The organism is Thermoplasmatales archaeon (assembly GCA_026127925.1).
GTDB lineage: Archaea > Thermoplasmatota > Thermoplasmata > Thermoplasmatales > Thermoplasmataceae > JAKAYB01.
The window spans coordinates 359,670-374,342 of sequence record JAJSLM010000001.1 but is presented as its reverse complement, the minus strand read 5'-3'; the positions used below and the strand labels follow the sequence as shown (position 1 = coordinate 374,342).

18 protein-coding genes and 1 tRNA gene are annotated in these 14,673 nt (G+C 42.2%); 5 read left to right on the top strand and 14 right to left on the bottom strand.

The features are described 5' to 3' along the window. Positions 1 to 230 precede the first annotated feature (230 nt). Positions 231 to 1,541 (bottom strand): nodulation protein NfeD, encoded by a 1,311-nt coding sequence (locus tag LVQ96_01885; GenBank protein ID MCW6169903.1) that lies wholly within the window; start codon positions 1,539 to 1,541, stop codon positions 231 to 233. Positions 1,542 to 1,617: 76 nt separating this feature from the next. Between LVQ96_01885 and aspS the strand changes: the two genes are divergently transcribed. Then, positions 1,618 to 2,904 (top strand): aspartate--tRNA(Asn) ligase, encoded by a 1,287-nt coding sequence (gene aspS, locus LVQ96_01880; GenBank protein MCW6169902.1) that lies wholly within the window; start codon positions 1,618 to 1,620, stop codon positions 2,902 to 2,904. Between the two features lie 240 nt (positions 2,905 to 3,144). Here aspS and LVQ96_01875 read toward each other — a convergent pair whose 3' ends face one another. Together LVQ96_01875 and LVQ96_01870 are read right to left on the bottom strand one after the other, a co-directional pair. Further along, on the bottom strand, positions 3,145 to 3,813 hold the full coding sequence (locus LVQ96_01875; protein ID MCW6169901.1) for a hypothetical protein: 669 nt from the start codon (positions 3,811 to 3,813) through the stop codon (positions 3,145 to 3,147). 159 nt (positions 3,814 to 3,972) lie between these two features. After that, on the bottom strand, positions 3,973 to 4,185 hold the full coding sequence (locus LVQ96_01870) for a hypothetical protein (protein ID MCW6169900.1): 213 nt from the start codon (positions 4,183 to 4,185) through the stop codon (positions 3,973 to 3,975). 79 nt (positions 4,186 to 4,264) lie between these two features. On the opposite strand from LVQ96_01870, the gene LVQ96_01865 reads away from it, so the two are divergent. Further along, positions 4,265 to 5,602, top strand: a complete 1,338-nt coding sequence (locus LVQ96_01865; GenBank protein ID MCW6169899.1) for an MmgE/PrpD family protein — start codon at positions 4,265 to 4,267, stop codon at positions 5,600 to 5,602. A 69-nt stretch (positions 5,603 to 5,671) separates the two neighbouring features. Then, complete coding sequence (prpB, locus tag LVQ96_01860) at positions 5,672 to 6,583, top strand: methylisocitrate lyase (protein ID MCW6169898.1); 912 nt, start codon at positions 5,672 to 5,674, stop codon at positions 6,581 to 6,583. Between the two features lie 59 nt (positions 6,584 to 6,642). Here prpB and LVQ96_01855 read toward each other — a convergent pair whose 3' ends face one another. The 7 genes from LVQ96_01855 to LVQ96_01825 all read right to left on the bottom strand — a co-directional run bounded on the left by LVQ96_01855 (position 6,643) and on the right by LVQ96_01825 (position 10,589). Then, on the bottom strand, positions 6,643 to 7,005 hold the full coding sequence (locus LVQ96_01855) for a Mov34/MPN/PAD-1 family protein (protein ID MCW6169897.1): 363 nt from the start codon (positions 7,003 to 7,005) through the stop codon (positions 6,643 to 6,645). Next, positions 6,992 to 7,810 carry an NAD(+) kinase gene (locus tag LVQ96_01850; protein ID MCW6169896.1) on the bottom strand — a complete coding sequence of 273 codons (819 nt, stop codon included), beginning with the start codon at positions 7,808 to 7,810 and terminating at the stop codon, positions 6,992 to 6,994. Before LVQ96_01850 ends, LVQ96_01855 begins: the two co-directional genes overlap by 14 nt. Positions 7,811 to 7,889: 79 nt before the next feature. Then, positions 7,890 to 8,762: a DNA-directed RNA polymerase subunit D gene (locus tag LVQ96_01845; GenBank protein MCW6169895.1), complete on the bottom strand. Its 873-nt coding sequence runs from the start codon at positions 8,760 to 8,762 to the stop codon at positions 7,890 to 7,892. Beyond that, a complete protein-coding gene (locus tag LVQ96_01840; protein MCW6169894.1) occupies positions 8,716 to 9,099 on the bottom strand; it encodes a 30S ribosomal protein S11 in 384 nt (127 codons plus the stop codon). Before LVQ96_01840 ends, LVQ96_01845 begins: the two co-directional genes overlap by 47 nt. Continuing rightward, complete coding sequence (locus LVQ96_01835) at positions 9,096 to 9,710, bottom strand: 30S ribosomal protein S4 (GenBank protein ID MCW6169893.1); 615 nt, start codon at positions 9,708 to 9,710, stop codon at positions 9,096 to 9,098. Before LVQ96_01835 ends, LVQ96_01840 begins: the two co-directional genes overlap by 4 nt. 6 nt (positions 9,711 to 9,716) lie before the next feature. Further along, positions 9,717 to 10,196, bottom strand: a complete 480-nt coding sequence (locus LVQ96_01830) for a 30S ribosomal protein S13 (protein ID MCW6169892.1) — start codon at positions 10,194 to 10,196, stop codon at positions 9,717 to 9,719. A gap of 108 nt (positions 10,197 to 10,304) precedes the next feature. Beyond that, positions 10,305 to 10,589, bottom strand: coding sequence for a DUF357 domain-containing protein (locus LVQ96_01825; GenBank protein MCW6169891.1), 285 nt, complete (start codon positions 10,587 to 10,589; stop codon positions 10,305 to 10,307). A gap of 146 nt (positions 10,590 to 10,735) precedes the next feature. On the opposite strand from LVQ96_01825, the gene LVQ96_01820 reads away from it, so the two are divergent. Further along, positions 10,736 to 11,575 (top strand): ABC transporter ATP-binding protein, encoded by an 840-nt coding sequence (locus LVQ96_01820; GenBank protein MCW6169890.1) that lies wholly within the window; start codon positions 10,736 to 10,738, stop codon positions 11,573 to 11,575. Then, positions 11,565 to 12,287 carry an ABC transporter permease gene (locus LVQ96_01815; GenBank protein ID MCW6169889.1) on the top strand — a complete coding sequence of 241 codons (723 nt, stop codon included), beginning with the start codon at positions 11,565 to 11,567 and terminating at the stop codon, positions 12,285 to 12,287. The genes LVQ96_01820 and LVQ96_01815 overlap by 11 nt, the downstream gene beginning before the upstream one ends. 18 nt (positions 12,288 to 12,305) lie before the next feature. On the opposite strand, the gene LVQ96_01810 is transcribed toward LVQ96_01815, so the two are convergent. From LVQ96_01810 to LVQ96_01795, 4 genes are all read right to left on the bottom strand, one after another. Next, complete coding sequence (locus tag LVQ96_01810; GenBank protein ID MCW6169888.1) at positions 12,306 to 12,626, bottom strand: hypothetical protein; 321 nt, start codon at positions 12,624 to 12,626, stop codon at positions 12,306 to 12,308. Positions 12,627 to 12,836: 210 nt separating this feature from the next. Further along, positions 12,837 to 13,859: a methyltransferase gene (locus LVQ96_01805; protein MCW6169887.1), complete on the bottom strand. Its 1,023-nt coding sequence runs from the start codon at positions 13,857 to 13,859 to the stop codon at positions 12,837 to 12,839. Positions 13,860 to 13,974: 115 nt separating this feature from the next. Then, positions 13,975 to 14,049 (bottom strand) — tRNA-Met (locus LVQ96_01800). A 46-nt stretch (positions 14,050 to 14,095) separates the two neighbouring features. After that, positions 14,096 to 14,662 (bottom strand): KH domain-containing protein, encoded by a 567-nt coding sequence (locus LVQ96_01795; GenBank protein MCW6169886.1) that lies wholly within the window; start codon positions 14,660 to 14,662, stop codon positions 14,096 to 14,098. Positions 14,663 to 14,673: the final 11 nt, after the last annotated feature.

The following is a 14,673-nucleotide window of genomic DNA, read 5'->3' as shown; positions in this document are numbered from 1 at the left end:
AAATGCGCATGTTTTACTGAACATCTTAAGTTCGCTCACCTAATACTATGGTAATCACCAAGTAAGTTTTAGATTATCAATGCATCCAAAGTTTAACTTTTTCCCATGATTTATGCCATAGATCTTGAAAAATACAACTATTCCGGATGAGAGAGAAAAATATGAACCTCTAACCGTATCACCAAATTTTTCAAGCGGCAGTTTCCTTTAGATACAACTATCTCACCCCGTCATTGATCTTTGTTCGATTCACTTTTTGGCGGTTCATTACTCACAGGTTTAACGAGTAATACCAAGCCATCGCGCGAGGTTACAGTTACCTTCTGTCCCTTATCTATGTATGAATTATCCTCAGTTTTTGCTTCCCATCGAACACCATCTATTGATATCCATCCTTTTGGCGAAAGGGATTCCTTTACGTTTGCTGTCCGTCCTATTAACACTTCTGCACCTGTAAATTTTCTTGCTTTAAAAGTGACGGCAATTCTTCTGATCATAAACCCAAAGAATACTGCGATAACACCAATCGCAATAGCAACAATGTAGCTGTTGGCGCCATATGGGGCCGGTGAGTATCCAACATTACTAGAAAGATATGGCGAAGCCAGAAGAAATGTGCCGATCAGCGCCGTTACGACACCTGCTACAAGTGAAATCCCGTGGCCTGTCTTCGCCTCAACGATGATCAAAACGGCACCCACCAGCAGGAGTATAATTCCGACAAGAGAGGCACCAATGATCTCAGCACCAAGAAGACCAAGAGCAATAAGGATTATCCCGACAGCAGACAGTATTGCAGTTCCATGAAACAGATCCGCTAGAATTGCGATAGCACCTATAAGGATAAATATGCCATCTACTGTGCTGTTACTCAAAAAGCTGAGGAAATCATCATAGAAATTTGGATTACCTGTTTCTACCGGATAAGATGACAAATGAAGCGACGTGATGAGGGCCGTAAGGTTTGGAGAATAACCGGTTACAAGATTGATTGATACAGCTTGTGTTTCGGTATAAGCTGTGTTGTTGAACACCATATTCTCAGCGGCAGTTGCATTCCTGTTATGCGCTATCGCCATACTTCCCATCAATGCAGCCATAGCATCGGTTGTATGCTTTTCTTCGAGGGCGGTTCCACCCTCAACAATCGGCGTTGATGGACCGATATAGGAGCCAGAGCCCATATATATCCCAGTTGTAGCCATCGCGACGTAAGAGCCTGCCGATGCCCCCATTCCGTCTGCCGGTATATATGTGTAAACGTTGATCCCTTTTGCTTCGGTACTGTTAATTGCGTTAACCATCTGAAGCATATTCTCGAGAATCCCGCCTGGGGTGTTCATGTTGATGATCACCGCCTCAGTTGTGCTTGGGGTTAAAGATGAGAGAGAACTTGCTATGAAATTTCCAGAGCCTGGATCAATTTCTTCATCCAGATTCAAGACAACGACTACCTTCTGGCCGCTCGCATGGGAAGCACCAGCCATGGCCACTAGTGTTGCCGCGAAAATAACAAACAGGAGAATCTTGTAAGCCTTCACACTTAACTATTGTATATTGATTATTTAGTCTTTCGATCATCTATTATTTTAATTAATACAATGAGATTAACCATAAATGTCTAGAAACTACATTTATGAACTATCTGGTTCAGAAGACGGAAAACGAGTTGATATAGCGGGATGGGTTCAGGATATCAGGAAACTAAAGAACGTTGCCTTTTTGATGGTGAGAGACAACACTGGTATCGTTCAGTCAACACTCAAGCTGGACAATGATTCAACAAGAGAAATGATCAATGAACTTACCAGAGAATCGGTGATAAGGCTCACAGGTATACTGAATAAACACTCCCAAGCCAAAGGGGGAATGGAGGTCCAGGTAATCGATCTTTCCTTACTTAATCGTTCATTAACCCCACTTCCTTTGGGAATAGCAGATCCAGTTGAAGCTGATTTTGACACAAGGTTTAACAATAGATTTCTTGACCTTCGCAAGCCTGAAAGATTGCAAATATTCCACCTGGAAAGCGAGCTATTATGGGGCATAAGGAAGTTCCTGAATTCTGAGCACTTCATTGAGGTCCACACGCCTAAAATCGTAGCTGCTGCAACAGAAGGCGGAGCCGATCTCTTCGGCGTAAAGTATTTTGAAAAAAATGCATATCTTAACCAGAGTCCACAGTTGTACAAAGAAATGCTCATGTCCGCAGGATTTGACCGAGTGTTTGAGGTGGGACCTGCCTTTAGAGCCGAGGAACATAACACACCCCGACATCTGAATGAATTCACTTCTATAGATATTGAAATGAGTTTTTCCGACCACAATGACGCTATGAGCATGTTAGAAAGATCTGTTAAGGCAGGTATAGAATCTGTTGCTTTAAGCAATACTTTTACCGACCTCGCGTCAACGCAAATCGAAATCCCTGAAATTCCATTCCCCAGAATATCGTATCAGAGATGTATTGACTATCTACACAAAAATGATGTTGAAATGGATTTTGGTGGAGATTTTAGTCCGGAACAACTCAAAATCATTGGAGAACAGTTCAAGTCGTTTTATTTTATAACTGAATGGCCGTCCCAAGTGAGAGCGTTTTATACTATGCCAAAGGAAGATAACCCCCTTGTAACAAATTCATTCGATCTGCAATATAGGGATAAAGAAATCACGTCAGGAGCGCAACGTATCCACGAAATAGATTTATTAGAAAAAAGGTTAAAGGAAAAAGGTTTGAAACCAGCAGATTTTGAATTTCACCTGAAAGCGTTCAGATATGGTATGCCACCACACGCAGGGTGGGGATTAGGTCTGGAGCGTCTCACGATGATTCTGCTAGATTTACAAAATATCAGAGAAGTCAGTTTATTTCCTAGAGACAGAACGAGAATCGTTCCTTGATTTTTTCTTTTCTCCTTTTGGTTCCCCAAATGCAACTTCGTCCATTTCTTCTGCACTAGCTATTTCTGGGTCATCTTCATCAAATTTTTTGTGTGCCATAAATGACCATGTATATATTCTAAAGCTTATATTTAAATATTTCGTTTACAGATCCGAACAAACTAAAAACGAACTGAAATTAAATTAAACCATCGACCTAAACGATTAAAAAATTTGAAAATGGAAAATGAAACTTACTAGTTATTGGCTTCCAGTTTTTTTCCTGGACTTAGGAGGCTTTGAAGAAGACGAAGTATTTTTCTTTTCTGTTGTTTTAGGGTTATCTTGTGGCTTCCCCGACTCAGCGTCAGGTGGAGAAGAATCTTTTTGCTCAGGCTGTTCCGACTTAGTCTCCTCAGGCTGCACTGGCTTTGTTTCTTCCGGTTTTTTCTCCTCAGCTTTTGTTTCATTACCTTTTTTCTTCATTACTCCAGATAGTGCAGCAAGTATAACACCGACGACGACCAAGACTATACCAAGGATACTTAACAGGAAGCCTTGTGATACTATTTTATAACTATGACCGGAAGGTAAAGCTGGTGTCGACGTGTTGTTAGTTACGTAGACTACATAATACAAACCTGGCCCCACACTATAACCGCCCAGATAATTTGGATGCATGACATTGCTCATTGCCGTTGAATAATCCATAATGTTACCAATAGCCGAATTATTAACTAGGTACATCCCGGAACCAGAAACCATTATGAGAGAACTAGACGTGATATTTATCTGTGGCGTAGCTGCTACTCCGGCTGAGTAACCTGTCAGGTTACTTTGTGATCCAGTGAATACCCCGAAACCAAACAATAAGACTATAAGACCTACAACCAAAATTACTATACCAACAGTCAAAAATTTAGAATTCATTTGTATTTTGTCACCATTAAGTGATAGATATTAAAGTATAAATATCTTTTTCATTTGACATTATATTTGGGGATATTTATCTCAATGATACAGTAATTTATTTTTAGCTTTCTTGCAAATTGAAAAAATGTTTATTCACAGTGTACAAACACTTACTTTTTATTTAATGAATAAGATGTCAACAAATGTAACGGACAGACTCGTTGTAGAAAGCATCCAGGTCTTTTTCATAAAGGGTGTGACATAATTTGGAGCAGGTGATATGGCTGATTTCCCTATATAGTCTATAGTAAAGAGTGTTCGTTTACTAACATCACTAACAATCCATCCACCAAGATCCCTAACGTAGTTAAGTTTTTTTGAGCATTTCACCAGTGACACCGATTCGTAACCACAAGAAAAAATGAGCGTATAATCTCACAGTTAAATATATTGAATAAATGTCCTATTGATGGATACAGTAGTTAAAAAAATAATAGAACATTCAAATGACATATTGGATCATCCGTTAAGTGGTGAATTGTTAGACGAACTCAAGAAAAGAGTTGCAGATTCTCTTGTTGTATCATTTGGAGCAATGAGATCAGAACCAGTGGTTTTAGAAAAGAAAGCATTGCTACCTGCTAACGGAAAGTATAACGCGCACATCTATTTCTCAAATGAAAAGGCGTCTGTTGACACTGCTACTTTTATAAATGGGACCATGACACGTTACCTCGATTTTAATGATACTTATCTTTCGAAGGAAGCCCTTCACCCTTCAGACAATATACCCCCCATGCTTGCCATAGGAGATGCTTTTGGACTTTCGAGTATGCAAATATTGAAGGGTGTCAATATGGCCTATGACGTAGTCTGTTCTTTGTCCGATGTGGTCTCCATTCGTGACATGGGCTGGGATCACGTAACTTACGATTCAATTTCTTCTGCTAGTGGACTCGGACTGATCCTCAATCTAGAGGAAACAAAGTTCGAGAACCTGCTTGGTCTTGCGATAAACAACAACATAAGTCTCAGACAGACCAGATCAGGAGAACTCAGCATGTGGAAAGGATGCACAGCCGCAAATGCAAGCAGGAACAGCGTTTTTGCTGCCGTTCTTGCACAAGAAGGACTGACCGGGCCATCGCCTATATTTGAGGGTGAATTCGGATTCTTCAAACAGGTCTCAGGAGCATTTGATCTCAACATAACATACGGGAAAGTACTCAAAACAATGATCAAGAATTATCCTGTCGAATACCACGCCATGAGTGCTGCCGAAGCTGCCGAGTCCCTTCATAAAAGGTTAAGAGGTGTCGTGCAAAGTGTAACCGTAGAGACTTTCGAAGTGGCAAACAAGATTATAATAAAAGATCCAGAAAAACGAAGGCCTAAGACTAGAGAGACTGCAGACCACAGCATGCCATTCATTATAGCCTACACACTTCTTCACGGTGCTCCTACCCCAGATACATTCCAGGAGACTTATTTCGAAGAAAAAAATTTGCTTGATCTGATCGACAGGACTGATTTCAAGGTGACTGAAAAGTACAACAAGATGTATCCCGAGTATCTTCCAATAAAGATAACTGTAAAGACCGATCGAGTAGAAGAAACCGAGGAGATCGAGGTACCAAAAGGACATTTTAGGAATCCTTATTCATGGAACGATCTAGAAAAGAAAGCCGCCTCATTAATGGGCAAAGAACGAGCTAAGGAAGTTATTGAGTTTTGCAAAAGCATAGAGAAGAGACAAATTGATGACCTGTTCGAGCTCCTTTCACAGGAAGTAAGCAACAAAAACTAGTCTCCGGAGCTCAACACATACTAGGAAACTATAATCTATAATGCTGGGATAATAGAACAGGTATTCCATATGTCAATTTTAAGAGATAATGTAAATGAAGGGCCATCAGCCTTAAGAAATATCCTAAAAGACAGTTTTGCAGTGGCACCAGGAGTTATTGACGGGATAGCAGCCCTACAGGCTCAAAGAGCAGGGTTTAATTCACTTTATTTATCTGGATCTGGAGTTGCTGGGTCCATGGGATTGCCAGATCTTTCAGTAACGACGCTTACGGAGGTGGCGGAGTGTGTTAGAAAAATTGTACAAGTTTCCAAGCTTCCACTTATAGTTGATGCGGACACTGGATTTGGCGAAGCAATAAATGTTACACGAACTGTGAGGGTGCTGGAAAGCGTGGGAGCATCTGCTATCCACATTGAAGATCAAGTGCTTCCAAAGAAGTGCGGGCACCTTTCTGGAAAAGTTCTTGTTGATCCAAGGGAAATGATTCTTAAAGTTAAAGCTGCTGTTGAGGCAAGAAAAAATGATGATTTTGTTATCATAGCCAGGACAGATGCAAGATCCGTTACCGGTCTGAACGATGCGATAGAAAGAGCGAAAGAATATACGGAAAACGGTGCTGACATGATATTTACAGAGGCTTTGGAGTCCAAGGAAGAGTTTGCAAAGTTTGCAAGAGGGATAAAGACACCACTTCTGGCAAACATGACGGAGTTTGGAAAGAGCCCGCTACTTACTGTTGACGAACTAAGACGAATTGGATATAAAGCGGTTATTTTTCCGCTCACGGCATTCAGGGCTTCCCTACTTACAAATGAAGCGGTGTTCTCATTCATAGCCAAAAACGGAACTCAGGCAGGCATCATGGACCGCTTGATGACAAGGACAGAGTTCTACACTCTGATTGGATACGATGACTACGAGAACGAGGATTCTAATCTGGCTTCGCGAAACTACAAGAAAGATAGGAGTTCAAAATAATTATAATCCCTCCAAACAAACAGTATAAAGAATCCAAAGAAAATCTATGGAATGAAATATTAGATAACCTTCAGTGGGATCGATTCACTCTTTCTGTTGTATGCCGAGAAATGATCTATCTCGTATGGATATCCAACGATTATATGTATATCTCCGCTGTTTGAGAACATGTGCTTATCCTCATCGGAAGGTAAAGTAACTCCTGAGGGATGAGAGTGGACAGAACCGACAATGCTGAAGTCTATTGGTTTGTTGTACATATAGAATATAGTATGTCTGTCTCCGTTAACTGTTCCAGGAAGGATCGCTATCTCATAGATCACACCGTTCTCTGCCTTCAGAAGGGCACCGAACTCCTTGGGGTATGTGTCCTTCGACGCTTCGAGTATCATCCGCAGCGTTCTACGCCTAATCGACCACATTGCCAAGCAGTTTCTCCCTTACCTTATCGTAAAAAGATCTCTGAAACGTAATGAATTTTGCCCTGTTCTTGGAAACACTGACCGAAATCTCATCGCCAACGTCCACGCGGTACTCTTTTTGGCCGTCTATTATCACCATGGAATCCTGATCCGTGCCAAGCAAATAGATCTTTATCACCTGATCATTTGGAATTACAAGGGAGCGACCACCCGCCCTGAAAGGGGCTATAAATGAAACGGTCATGGCGTCTAAAGTTGGAAATATCACCGGTCCACCTGCACTGTAAGAGTACGATGTTGATCCTATCGGGGTAGCAACTATGATTCCGTCCGCGTTAACTCGCTGATAAAAATTATCCCCAACGAATACTTCAAATTTCCTTATCTTCGCAATTTTGCGTGTGTGAACAACGACCTCGTTAGTGCACTCGGGGAGTTCCTCCCCGTTGATACTCACCTTAAGCTTCAGGGTTTCCTCGATTTTGTAATCCCCTCGTATGAGTGAATAAACGGAGCTCTCTACATCGCCTATCTCAACCTCACTGAGAAACCCAAGGCTGCCCATGTTTATTCCGATAACAGGGGCGCTATTCACCTGAAGGGCCCTTAAAACTGTTCCATCTCCGCCTATAGATATCATAAAATCAAGCGCAACTTTTGAAAAATCAGTGCTTTCTACATCAAGAAACCTTGAGACTTCCCTGTCGTAGAAGCAACGCCAGTCAGGCGGAAATATGTCGACGATTCTCTCAGCGACATTTGCGCATCTCTGACAATTTTTCCGTATGACTATACCAACGTTCAATTAATCACCGATTATAGGGCTGAATGCCTATCACAAATTATAACATTCCGTCTGGGGTAAAAAAAATTAATTTTTTACACTAATCCTGAACCACAAGACTATCCAGAAGAGTGTTAAGTCTCTGTGGCAGTCTCTTCAGTGCATATTCCAGGACATCGATAGCCTTATACGACCCATCAGTCTCGAACTGGAAAATATATGTTGTAGGGTCTTCGAACCGCTCTACGTTTGGGTTGTCAAGAAGTTGGTATAGCAGTGTGCATCCATAATCATCTGTAAATCTGATCTCTTTATCGTTTTCACCGATGACGCTTCCCGGGCATTTATCCTTGTAGTTCTGCCAGTTTCCGATCTCAGATTTTTTCACAATATATTCCCTGTGATATTTGTATGCAACACCAGAGGTTACACACCATTTAGCGTGCTCGCTTCCTCTTCCCATGCGTGCCTCCGCCGTGACGAGAATTGCCTGTTTCGGTCCTAGCTTAACGATAGGAATCTCCAGATCAGATGGAACAAGCTCGGGATTTCCCAATGGCTGCAGATCCGCAGAAGTAACGAGACCTGGACCGATTCGGTTTATTGAATAAGACATCGTGCAGAGAGGGCATCCTTCCCCTTTGCAACTGCATTCCTCCCTGAAATTCATCTTCGGGTCAGTGATTAGCGGAACGAGAGAAAGCCTGTGAGCCACGATCTCATCAAATAATGGAAGCGACGAATCGTACACGTTTCCTTCGTTATCCCTGATCTGGCCGTGATGGAAAATAACCTTGTCGATAGCGAGTTTTGGGATATCGTCCATAATCGTGCGCCGCAGTGCATTCGCAATCGACGGATTAATCTCGTTGACGGAGAATCTCATAAATCGATCTGAAGACTCAATAATTTTCAGAGACATGGGACTATACCCTCCTACCTCTTTTTCCGCCCTTTTTCTTCGTTCCATCATGTGGAACAGGAGTTACCTCCTCTATCCTGATTATCTTAAAACCTGCCCTGGAAAGAGCCCTAATAGACGCTTGTGCGCCAGGTCCTGGTATTCTGGATCTGCTTCCGCCAGGAGCTCTTACCTTTATTATTATGTCGGAAATCTCTTTTTCCCTTAATTTCTGAGCGATGAGATCTGCTGCCTTCATTGCGGCATATGGGCTGGATTCGTCCCTGTCATTCTTTACTACCATTCCGCCAGAAGCTTTAGCTATGGTCTCTGCACCGGTCATATCAGTCACAATGATAATTGTGTTATTCTGGGAAGCAAAAATATGCGCAACGCCTGTTTTGTTCATTTCACATCAGCTCCCGGATTTTGCGGTTTCTCTTCACTTGCAGATTCCTCTGGTTCTTCACTGGATTCCTGTACACCCTGAGAATCTGAGATCGCCTTCCTGATAGGATGGATCTCGTCAGTAAATGGAGAATCTGGTGCATAGGATATACTATCCTCGTCCGACCTCTGCACAAGCATACTGGGGATCGTTACTCTTCTGCCATTCACCAATATGTGGCCATGGGTAACCATCTGCCTGGCTTGCTTTGTTGTTATGGAAAGATTTTTTTGGAATACAACAGACTGCAACCTGCGTGAAAGGATATTATCGATAGTTAAGGACAAAACATCATCCAGAGTGGCATTTTCCGGAAGAAGAGCGTACCTGTTCAATCTTCTTATCATCAACTGGAACTGCTTCATTGCATTAGGATCGTTTGTCCTCAATCTGGCCTGAAGAGTTCTGGCCTGACTCCTGAATGACTTCAGGGTTGCCATCTCCGTCCAAAGTTCGCGCTTATTCTTCAAGCCGTACTTTGATAGTAAAATCTTCTCCTCGTCAATTCTTATTTTCTCCCACGGATGCCTGGGCGTGGAATACTTCTTATGCGGAAATTTTGGATCTCCCATTTATAATCACTGTGCCTCCTTCTTTCTCTGGACACCGACAGAAAGGCCCTTTCTACCATTTGATTTTGTCCTCTGCCCTCTTACCTTCTTTCCCTTCTCGTGTCTTATCCCCTTGTATGATTTTATTTTCTTCATATAGTTAATATCATCAGTAATCTGTGTTTCAAGATCTGTGGATATTAAATTCTGCGTGGCGCCCGTGATTTCATCGTACCTGTGATTGACCATCCATTCCGGGACAGCCTCATACTGCTTTGATTCCACGTATTTCTTCAGTCTATCGATCTGATCATCGTCAAGATCTCCTAGCCTCTTTGATCCATCCAATTTAAGATTAATAGAAACTACCTCTGCTAGGCGATCCCCGATACCCTTAATGTCAGCAAGTGCCAGTCTTACTGATCTCTCACCATTTAAATCCTTGTTTCCGATTCTGACGATGTAATGAAAGTTTTCATCATCCTTATCTTTCTTCTTGTCTACCATTAATACCTATCCATTTTAAGAGTGTTACCGTTATTGCTTCTTATATTAAGAAATTTCATTTTTGCTCTCTTTTATGCTAACGCGGCATATTAACTTATTCACCATCTTCTATTTATATAGAGTGAACAGTGTGTGATCATTGCCGCCGTCGAATATCCCGAGCCTTACAAGGGCATCTATCCAGCCGTAGGAGTAATTTAGGGCTGCAAAAGCGTTTGTAAGGTCCTCCTTTTCCAAGAAATGCTTAGCGTCCACAAAGTAGCTCCTTATCATGGTAAGGGCATCATCCGCAAATTCACGCAGAAAAGAATTTTCTGGTGGTGAGATCCTGAGCTTGTCCAGCGCCTTCCTTTCAATTTCTATATACTCCTCTACCTTTTCTTTAGTTACCACGACACATAAGAATGACATGGGATTATAATCTTATTCTTCTGCGATTCGTATGTAAATTTAGAGAAAACGTTCATAAGCGGGTTATTCACACTTGTATTCTTTAGCAATTAAGTTTTATACATCGCACATATACATAATTTCCTTTCATGATAGTAACCGAGAAACTTACGAAGAGATATTCCGGGAGTCTCGTAGCCCTGAATGCTATTGACATCCAGACAAGCAAGCGCATTACCTCCATAATAGGTAGAAATGGTGCCGGGAAAACTACGTTTATAAGGATTCTTTCTACCCAGCTTGCGCCGACCTCTGGATCAGCTAGCATTAACGGCCTTGACATATTGAAAAACACAAAGGAGATTAGAAGATCTGTGGTCAGTATTCCTCAGGAAGCATCGCTTGTAGGCATAATGACTGCATATGAGCAGGTAAAATTGTATCTGGTCGGAAGAGGATTCTCCTTCAAGGAGGCTGGAGATGAGACGAATAAGTCACTTGATGAACTTGATCTTCGGGAGTTCAAGAACAGCCCGACCGACACACTCTCCGGAGGGATGAAGAGAAAGGTCTTTGTGGCAATGGCACTGGCCTCAAATGCTGATGTTGTTTTTCTAGACGAACCCACAACAGGGCTCGATCCAATATCGAGACTTGAGGTATGGTCAGCGATAGGAAGGATAGGATCAGAGGTAATCCTCACCACGCATTACATGGAAGAAGCACAGCAGCTTTCTGAAGACCTCATCCTGATGGATCATGGGAACGTTATAGAGCACGGTAAGCCAACAGAGCTTCTCAGAAAATTTAATGGAATGCTCAGGGCCGAAACACACGAAGAACGCAATGACTGCATCAAAGTCGGTGGTACATTCATAAGGTATATCAAGAGAGATGACGCAGAAAAGTACATAAGCATGGGATTCACGATAAAACAGATCACCCTTGATGATCTTTTCATAAGCATGGGGGTGTTCCTTGAATCTTAAATATGTTGGCCTCATGGCATGGTATTACGGCCTTAAAGCAATCCCGCGAGGACCATCGTACATAATAGCGGCGCTGATGACACCTCTTTCCCTGCTATTCATAGTATTCATAATAACTAAGGGGGAACTCGTAAAGTTTGCTATTGTTGGAGGATTCGTAATAACCGTGGCATCTGTCGCACTGTCAAGCGCCGGTGATGCCGCGTTCATGAGGCTGCAGTTGAGAATGCAGGATCTTTATGTCCCGACAAGGGTCTCTCCTTCGGACTACATGCTGGCGCTTACTCTAAGTTATCTCATGTTTTCTATTCCTGGAATAGCCCTCTATTCGATCCTTGGTGTTATATTCCATGTTTTCAACACCATAGCGATATTTATTCTCATTGGTGTGCTGGTGCTTCTTGTCATAGCAACATCATCAATTTCTTTCATAATATCGGGGATGATAAAACATGTAAGAAATGTATGGGGCATCGCAGCCATATTGTCGGTGGCTATGACGGTCCTGCCACCAACATTCTACCCATATAACTATATACCTCGATATGCCCTCTATGCGCTCTCAATCTCTCCGGTGACCCCTGCAGCGGTTATAGCACAATCCATTTTCCATCTGTCACCTATGCTGTTCCTCGAGGTACCAGTACTTATCCTAGAAACCGTAGTTCTCTTCGTGCTCGCAAGATTCCTCACAAGATGGAGGGAAAACTAAAACAACAACTGCTAAGAATCAGCGCACTTTTCCATACGTCGAGACAAGGTCAATGAGTTTCTTTTGAAGTTCAGCGCTAATCACGCCTTCATCATGTTTCTTATCGATAAATTCCTTGGCTTCCTTTACACCTTTTTTAGATGCAATGGCGTAGATTGATCCCATGATCGAACCTTTCACGCTGTCTGAAAGAGGTTCAACAAGTTTTCCCAAAAGATAATTGAATTCCTCACTCTTTCTCATGTTCAATTTTCTCACAGGTCTATTGTATCCATCCTTTCGTTTTTCGTAAAAACTTGCGCCTCTTCTACCTCTCGCTTTATAATTATTGTTTACCAAACTAATTTACATATGCAACGAAATTATTTATTACTTCTTATTGCTCGGCCAGCATTAATAAGTTATGCACTTTAATGACTGGAGATGACTTATGGAACCTGTTTGTCTTTTCCTTCGAAGTTATTCACTATTTTCTCTTACGAATTGGGTAATTACTGCACCTCTGGAGTACATAACCATTTGCAATCCGAAAATTTATAATGTGGTTTATCACACGAATCTGGAAACTCTCCAGAGAGTGGACAAATGATCCATTCCAGGACCGTAGGACTTTACCCTTACAGTACTTATAAGGTCCAAAATTGCTCCTAATGCCTTGGCACGTTCATTGACTTCGTGGAACGCTGACTGTGGTTTCCTTGAATCAGCAACTATGTGCATGTTTAACACAGTTCCTGGGTGGGAGTGAAGCAGTGCCGCACTTAAATAATATATGGATTCAAAATGCCCCATAATTATGATATCTGCAATTACATCAGGGAAAGCCAGTCTGCAATCGCCATTGAATGGAATCACGCTGTGAGAAAGACCATTGGCTGAGACGTTGCGTTCGAGATAAGTAAAAGATACGGGATTAATTTCTGCCACATAGACTTTCAGGTCCGGGTTTTTCTTTGCCAAAGGAAGCGAAAAATAACCGATCCCGGCAAACATGTCTAAGGCTATGCCATGCACAAGATTTTTTGGAAAAGGTGTTCCACGAATATTGACATTTCCTGGAGAAAACATTGCCTTACCAGGGTCAAGCGTGAAAATTACACCATTTTCCTTATGCACCGTGATTCCCCCTTTGCCAAAAATGGGCGATAATTTGGGGATGCGCATCAGGTCATCCGATATACCGTTATCCACATAGATTGTATCCACATTGAGTACCCTGGCTATCAATGACAGGTTTCTCTTCCTTCTGGAGCGCAGATAAGAGTTCTTTATGATCAGGGACCTGCCAATCCTGACCCATCTGAACTTCTTTGGGCTGATAAATGTTTCATTGAATGCCTTGAAGGAAATGTATTTACTGATTATCTTGTTCTTTCTGTAATGAAAATTCCCGTACCCAGAAAAAGGAATCTGATCATCTAGGAGTGGGACGAGTATAAATTTCGCCCTTTGAATGATCTCCAACTCAGAGTTTAATTTCCTTTCACGCTTCAGCCTTTTGATGGTTCTGGATGCTTCTACCTTCGGAACCTTTAGGTAGGGGCTTCTCACTCTTCTTCCTGTACTCGCCAATGTCTTACGCTCCATCATATATTAGAATTTTATACCATCGCAAGGACACGAGAAATGTGCCTGAGCGAAGGCCTATGTGAATGGTATGAAAAAATATAAACCTGCGACAGAAAAATAGCGGGGAATGGATTTGAACCATTGATCTACGGGTTATGAGCCCGTCGGGATTTCCTAACTACCCTACCCCGCTCTCCAGAGGGTATACTAAAAAATGATATAATATTGTCGTGGGCGAATCATCCAAAACTTTCCTCGATCCTCTGCAACCTGAGTTGCCTGGCATTCTTCTCCAGAAACGTGTAAACCGTTCTGTGCCTGCTTCCGTTAATCAGCATGTTTACGGCTTTCAAGGAAGCTTCAAGTGAGAGATAATCCCCGATCAATGATACCGTATCGCCGTAAACAGATATCTTGCATGACGTGAGATCCTCGATGATGCGCCTTGTGCTTCCTTTTGTCCCGATTATCCTGCCCTTAATGTCCTCAATGCGTCTTGAGCCTGGTTTTGCAAAATCCCTCAGAGGTATGACTACGAGCTCTTCGTTCTCAGAAAATAACAGAGCGGCATTCGCAGGGCTGAATCCACGAGCTATGGCCTGAACGACATTTATGCTCCTGGATGATTTAAGGGGATCCCCTACTTGATAGACCTCGACGTCGCCGCCTTTCGAATCCACATCGAGCTGAACTTCACCCATCGATTCTATCTTCCTTTTGATCTTCCCTTTCTGGCCGACGAGGACACCGATCCTGTCCCTCGGGATTTTTATTGATGAAAGGTAAGTCCTTTCATTTGTTTTCAAAATTTCACCTT

Excerpts from the sequence above, each read along its gene's own strand:
- LVQ96_01845 (MCW6169895.1), bottom strand. The coding sequence starts at position 8,762 with ATGATGGAACGAAGAAAAAGGGCGGAAAAAGAGGTAGGAGGGTATAGT.
- LVQ96_01865 (MCW6169899.1), top strand. The coding sequence starts at position 4,265 with ATGGATACAGTAGTTAAAAAAATAATAGAACATTCAAATGACATATTG.
- LVQ96_01855 (MCW6169897.1), bottom strand. The coding sequence starts at position 7,005 with ATGTGGTCGATTAGGCGTAGAACGCTGCGGATGATACTCGAAGCGTCG.
- LVQ96_01875 (MCW6169901.1), bottom strand. The coding sequence starts at position 3,813 with ATGAATTCTAAATTTTTGACTGTTGGTATAGTAATTTTGGTTGTAGGT.
- LVQ96_01840 (MCW6169894.1), bottom strand. The coding sequence starts at position 9,099 with ATGAACAAAACAGGCGTTGCGCATATTTTTGCTTCCCAGAATAACACA.
- LVQ96_01830 (MCW6169892.1), bottom strand. The coding sequence starts at position 10,196 with ATGGTAGACAAGAAGAAAGATAAGGATGATGAAAACTTTCATTACATC.
- LVQ96_01835 (MCW6169893.1), bottom strand. The coding sequence starts at position 9,710 with ATGGGAGATCCAAAATTTCCGCATAAGAAGTATTCCACGCCCAGGCAT.
- aspS (MCW6169902.1), top strand. The coding sequence starts at position 1,618 with ATGTCTAGAAACTACATTTATGAACTATCTGGTTCAGAAGACGGAAAA.
- LVQ96_01820 (MCW6169890.1), top strand. The coding sequence starts at position 10,736 with ATGATAGTAACCGAGAAACTTACGAAGAGATATTCCGGGAGTCTCGTA.
- prpB (MCW6169898.1), top strand. The coding sequence starts at position 5,672 with ATGTCAATTTTAAGAGATAATGTAAATGAAGGGCCATCAGCCTTAAGA.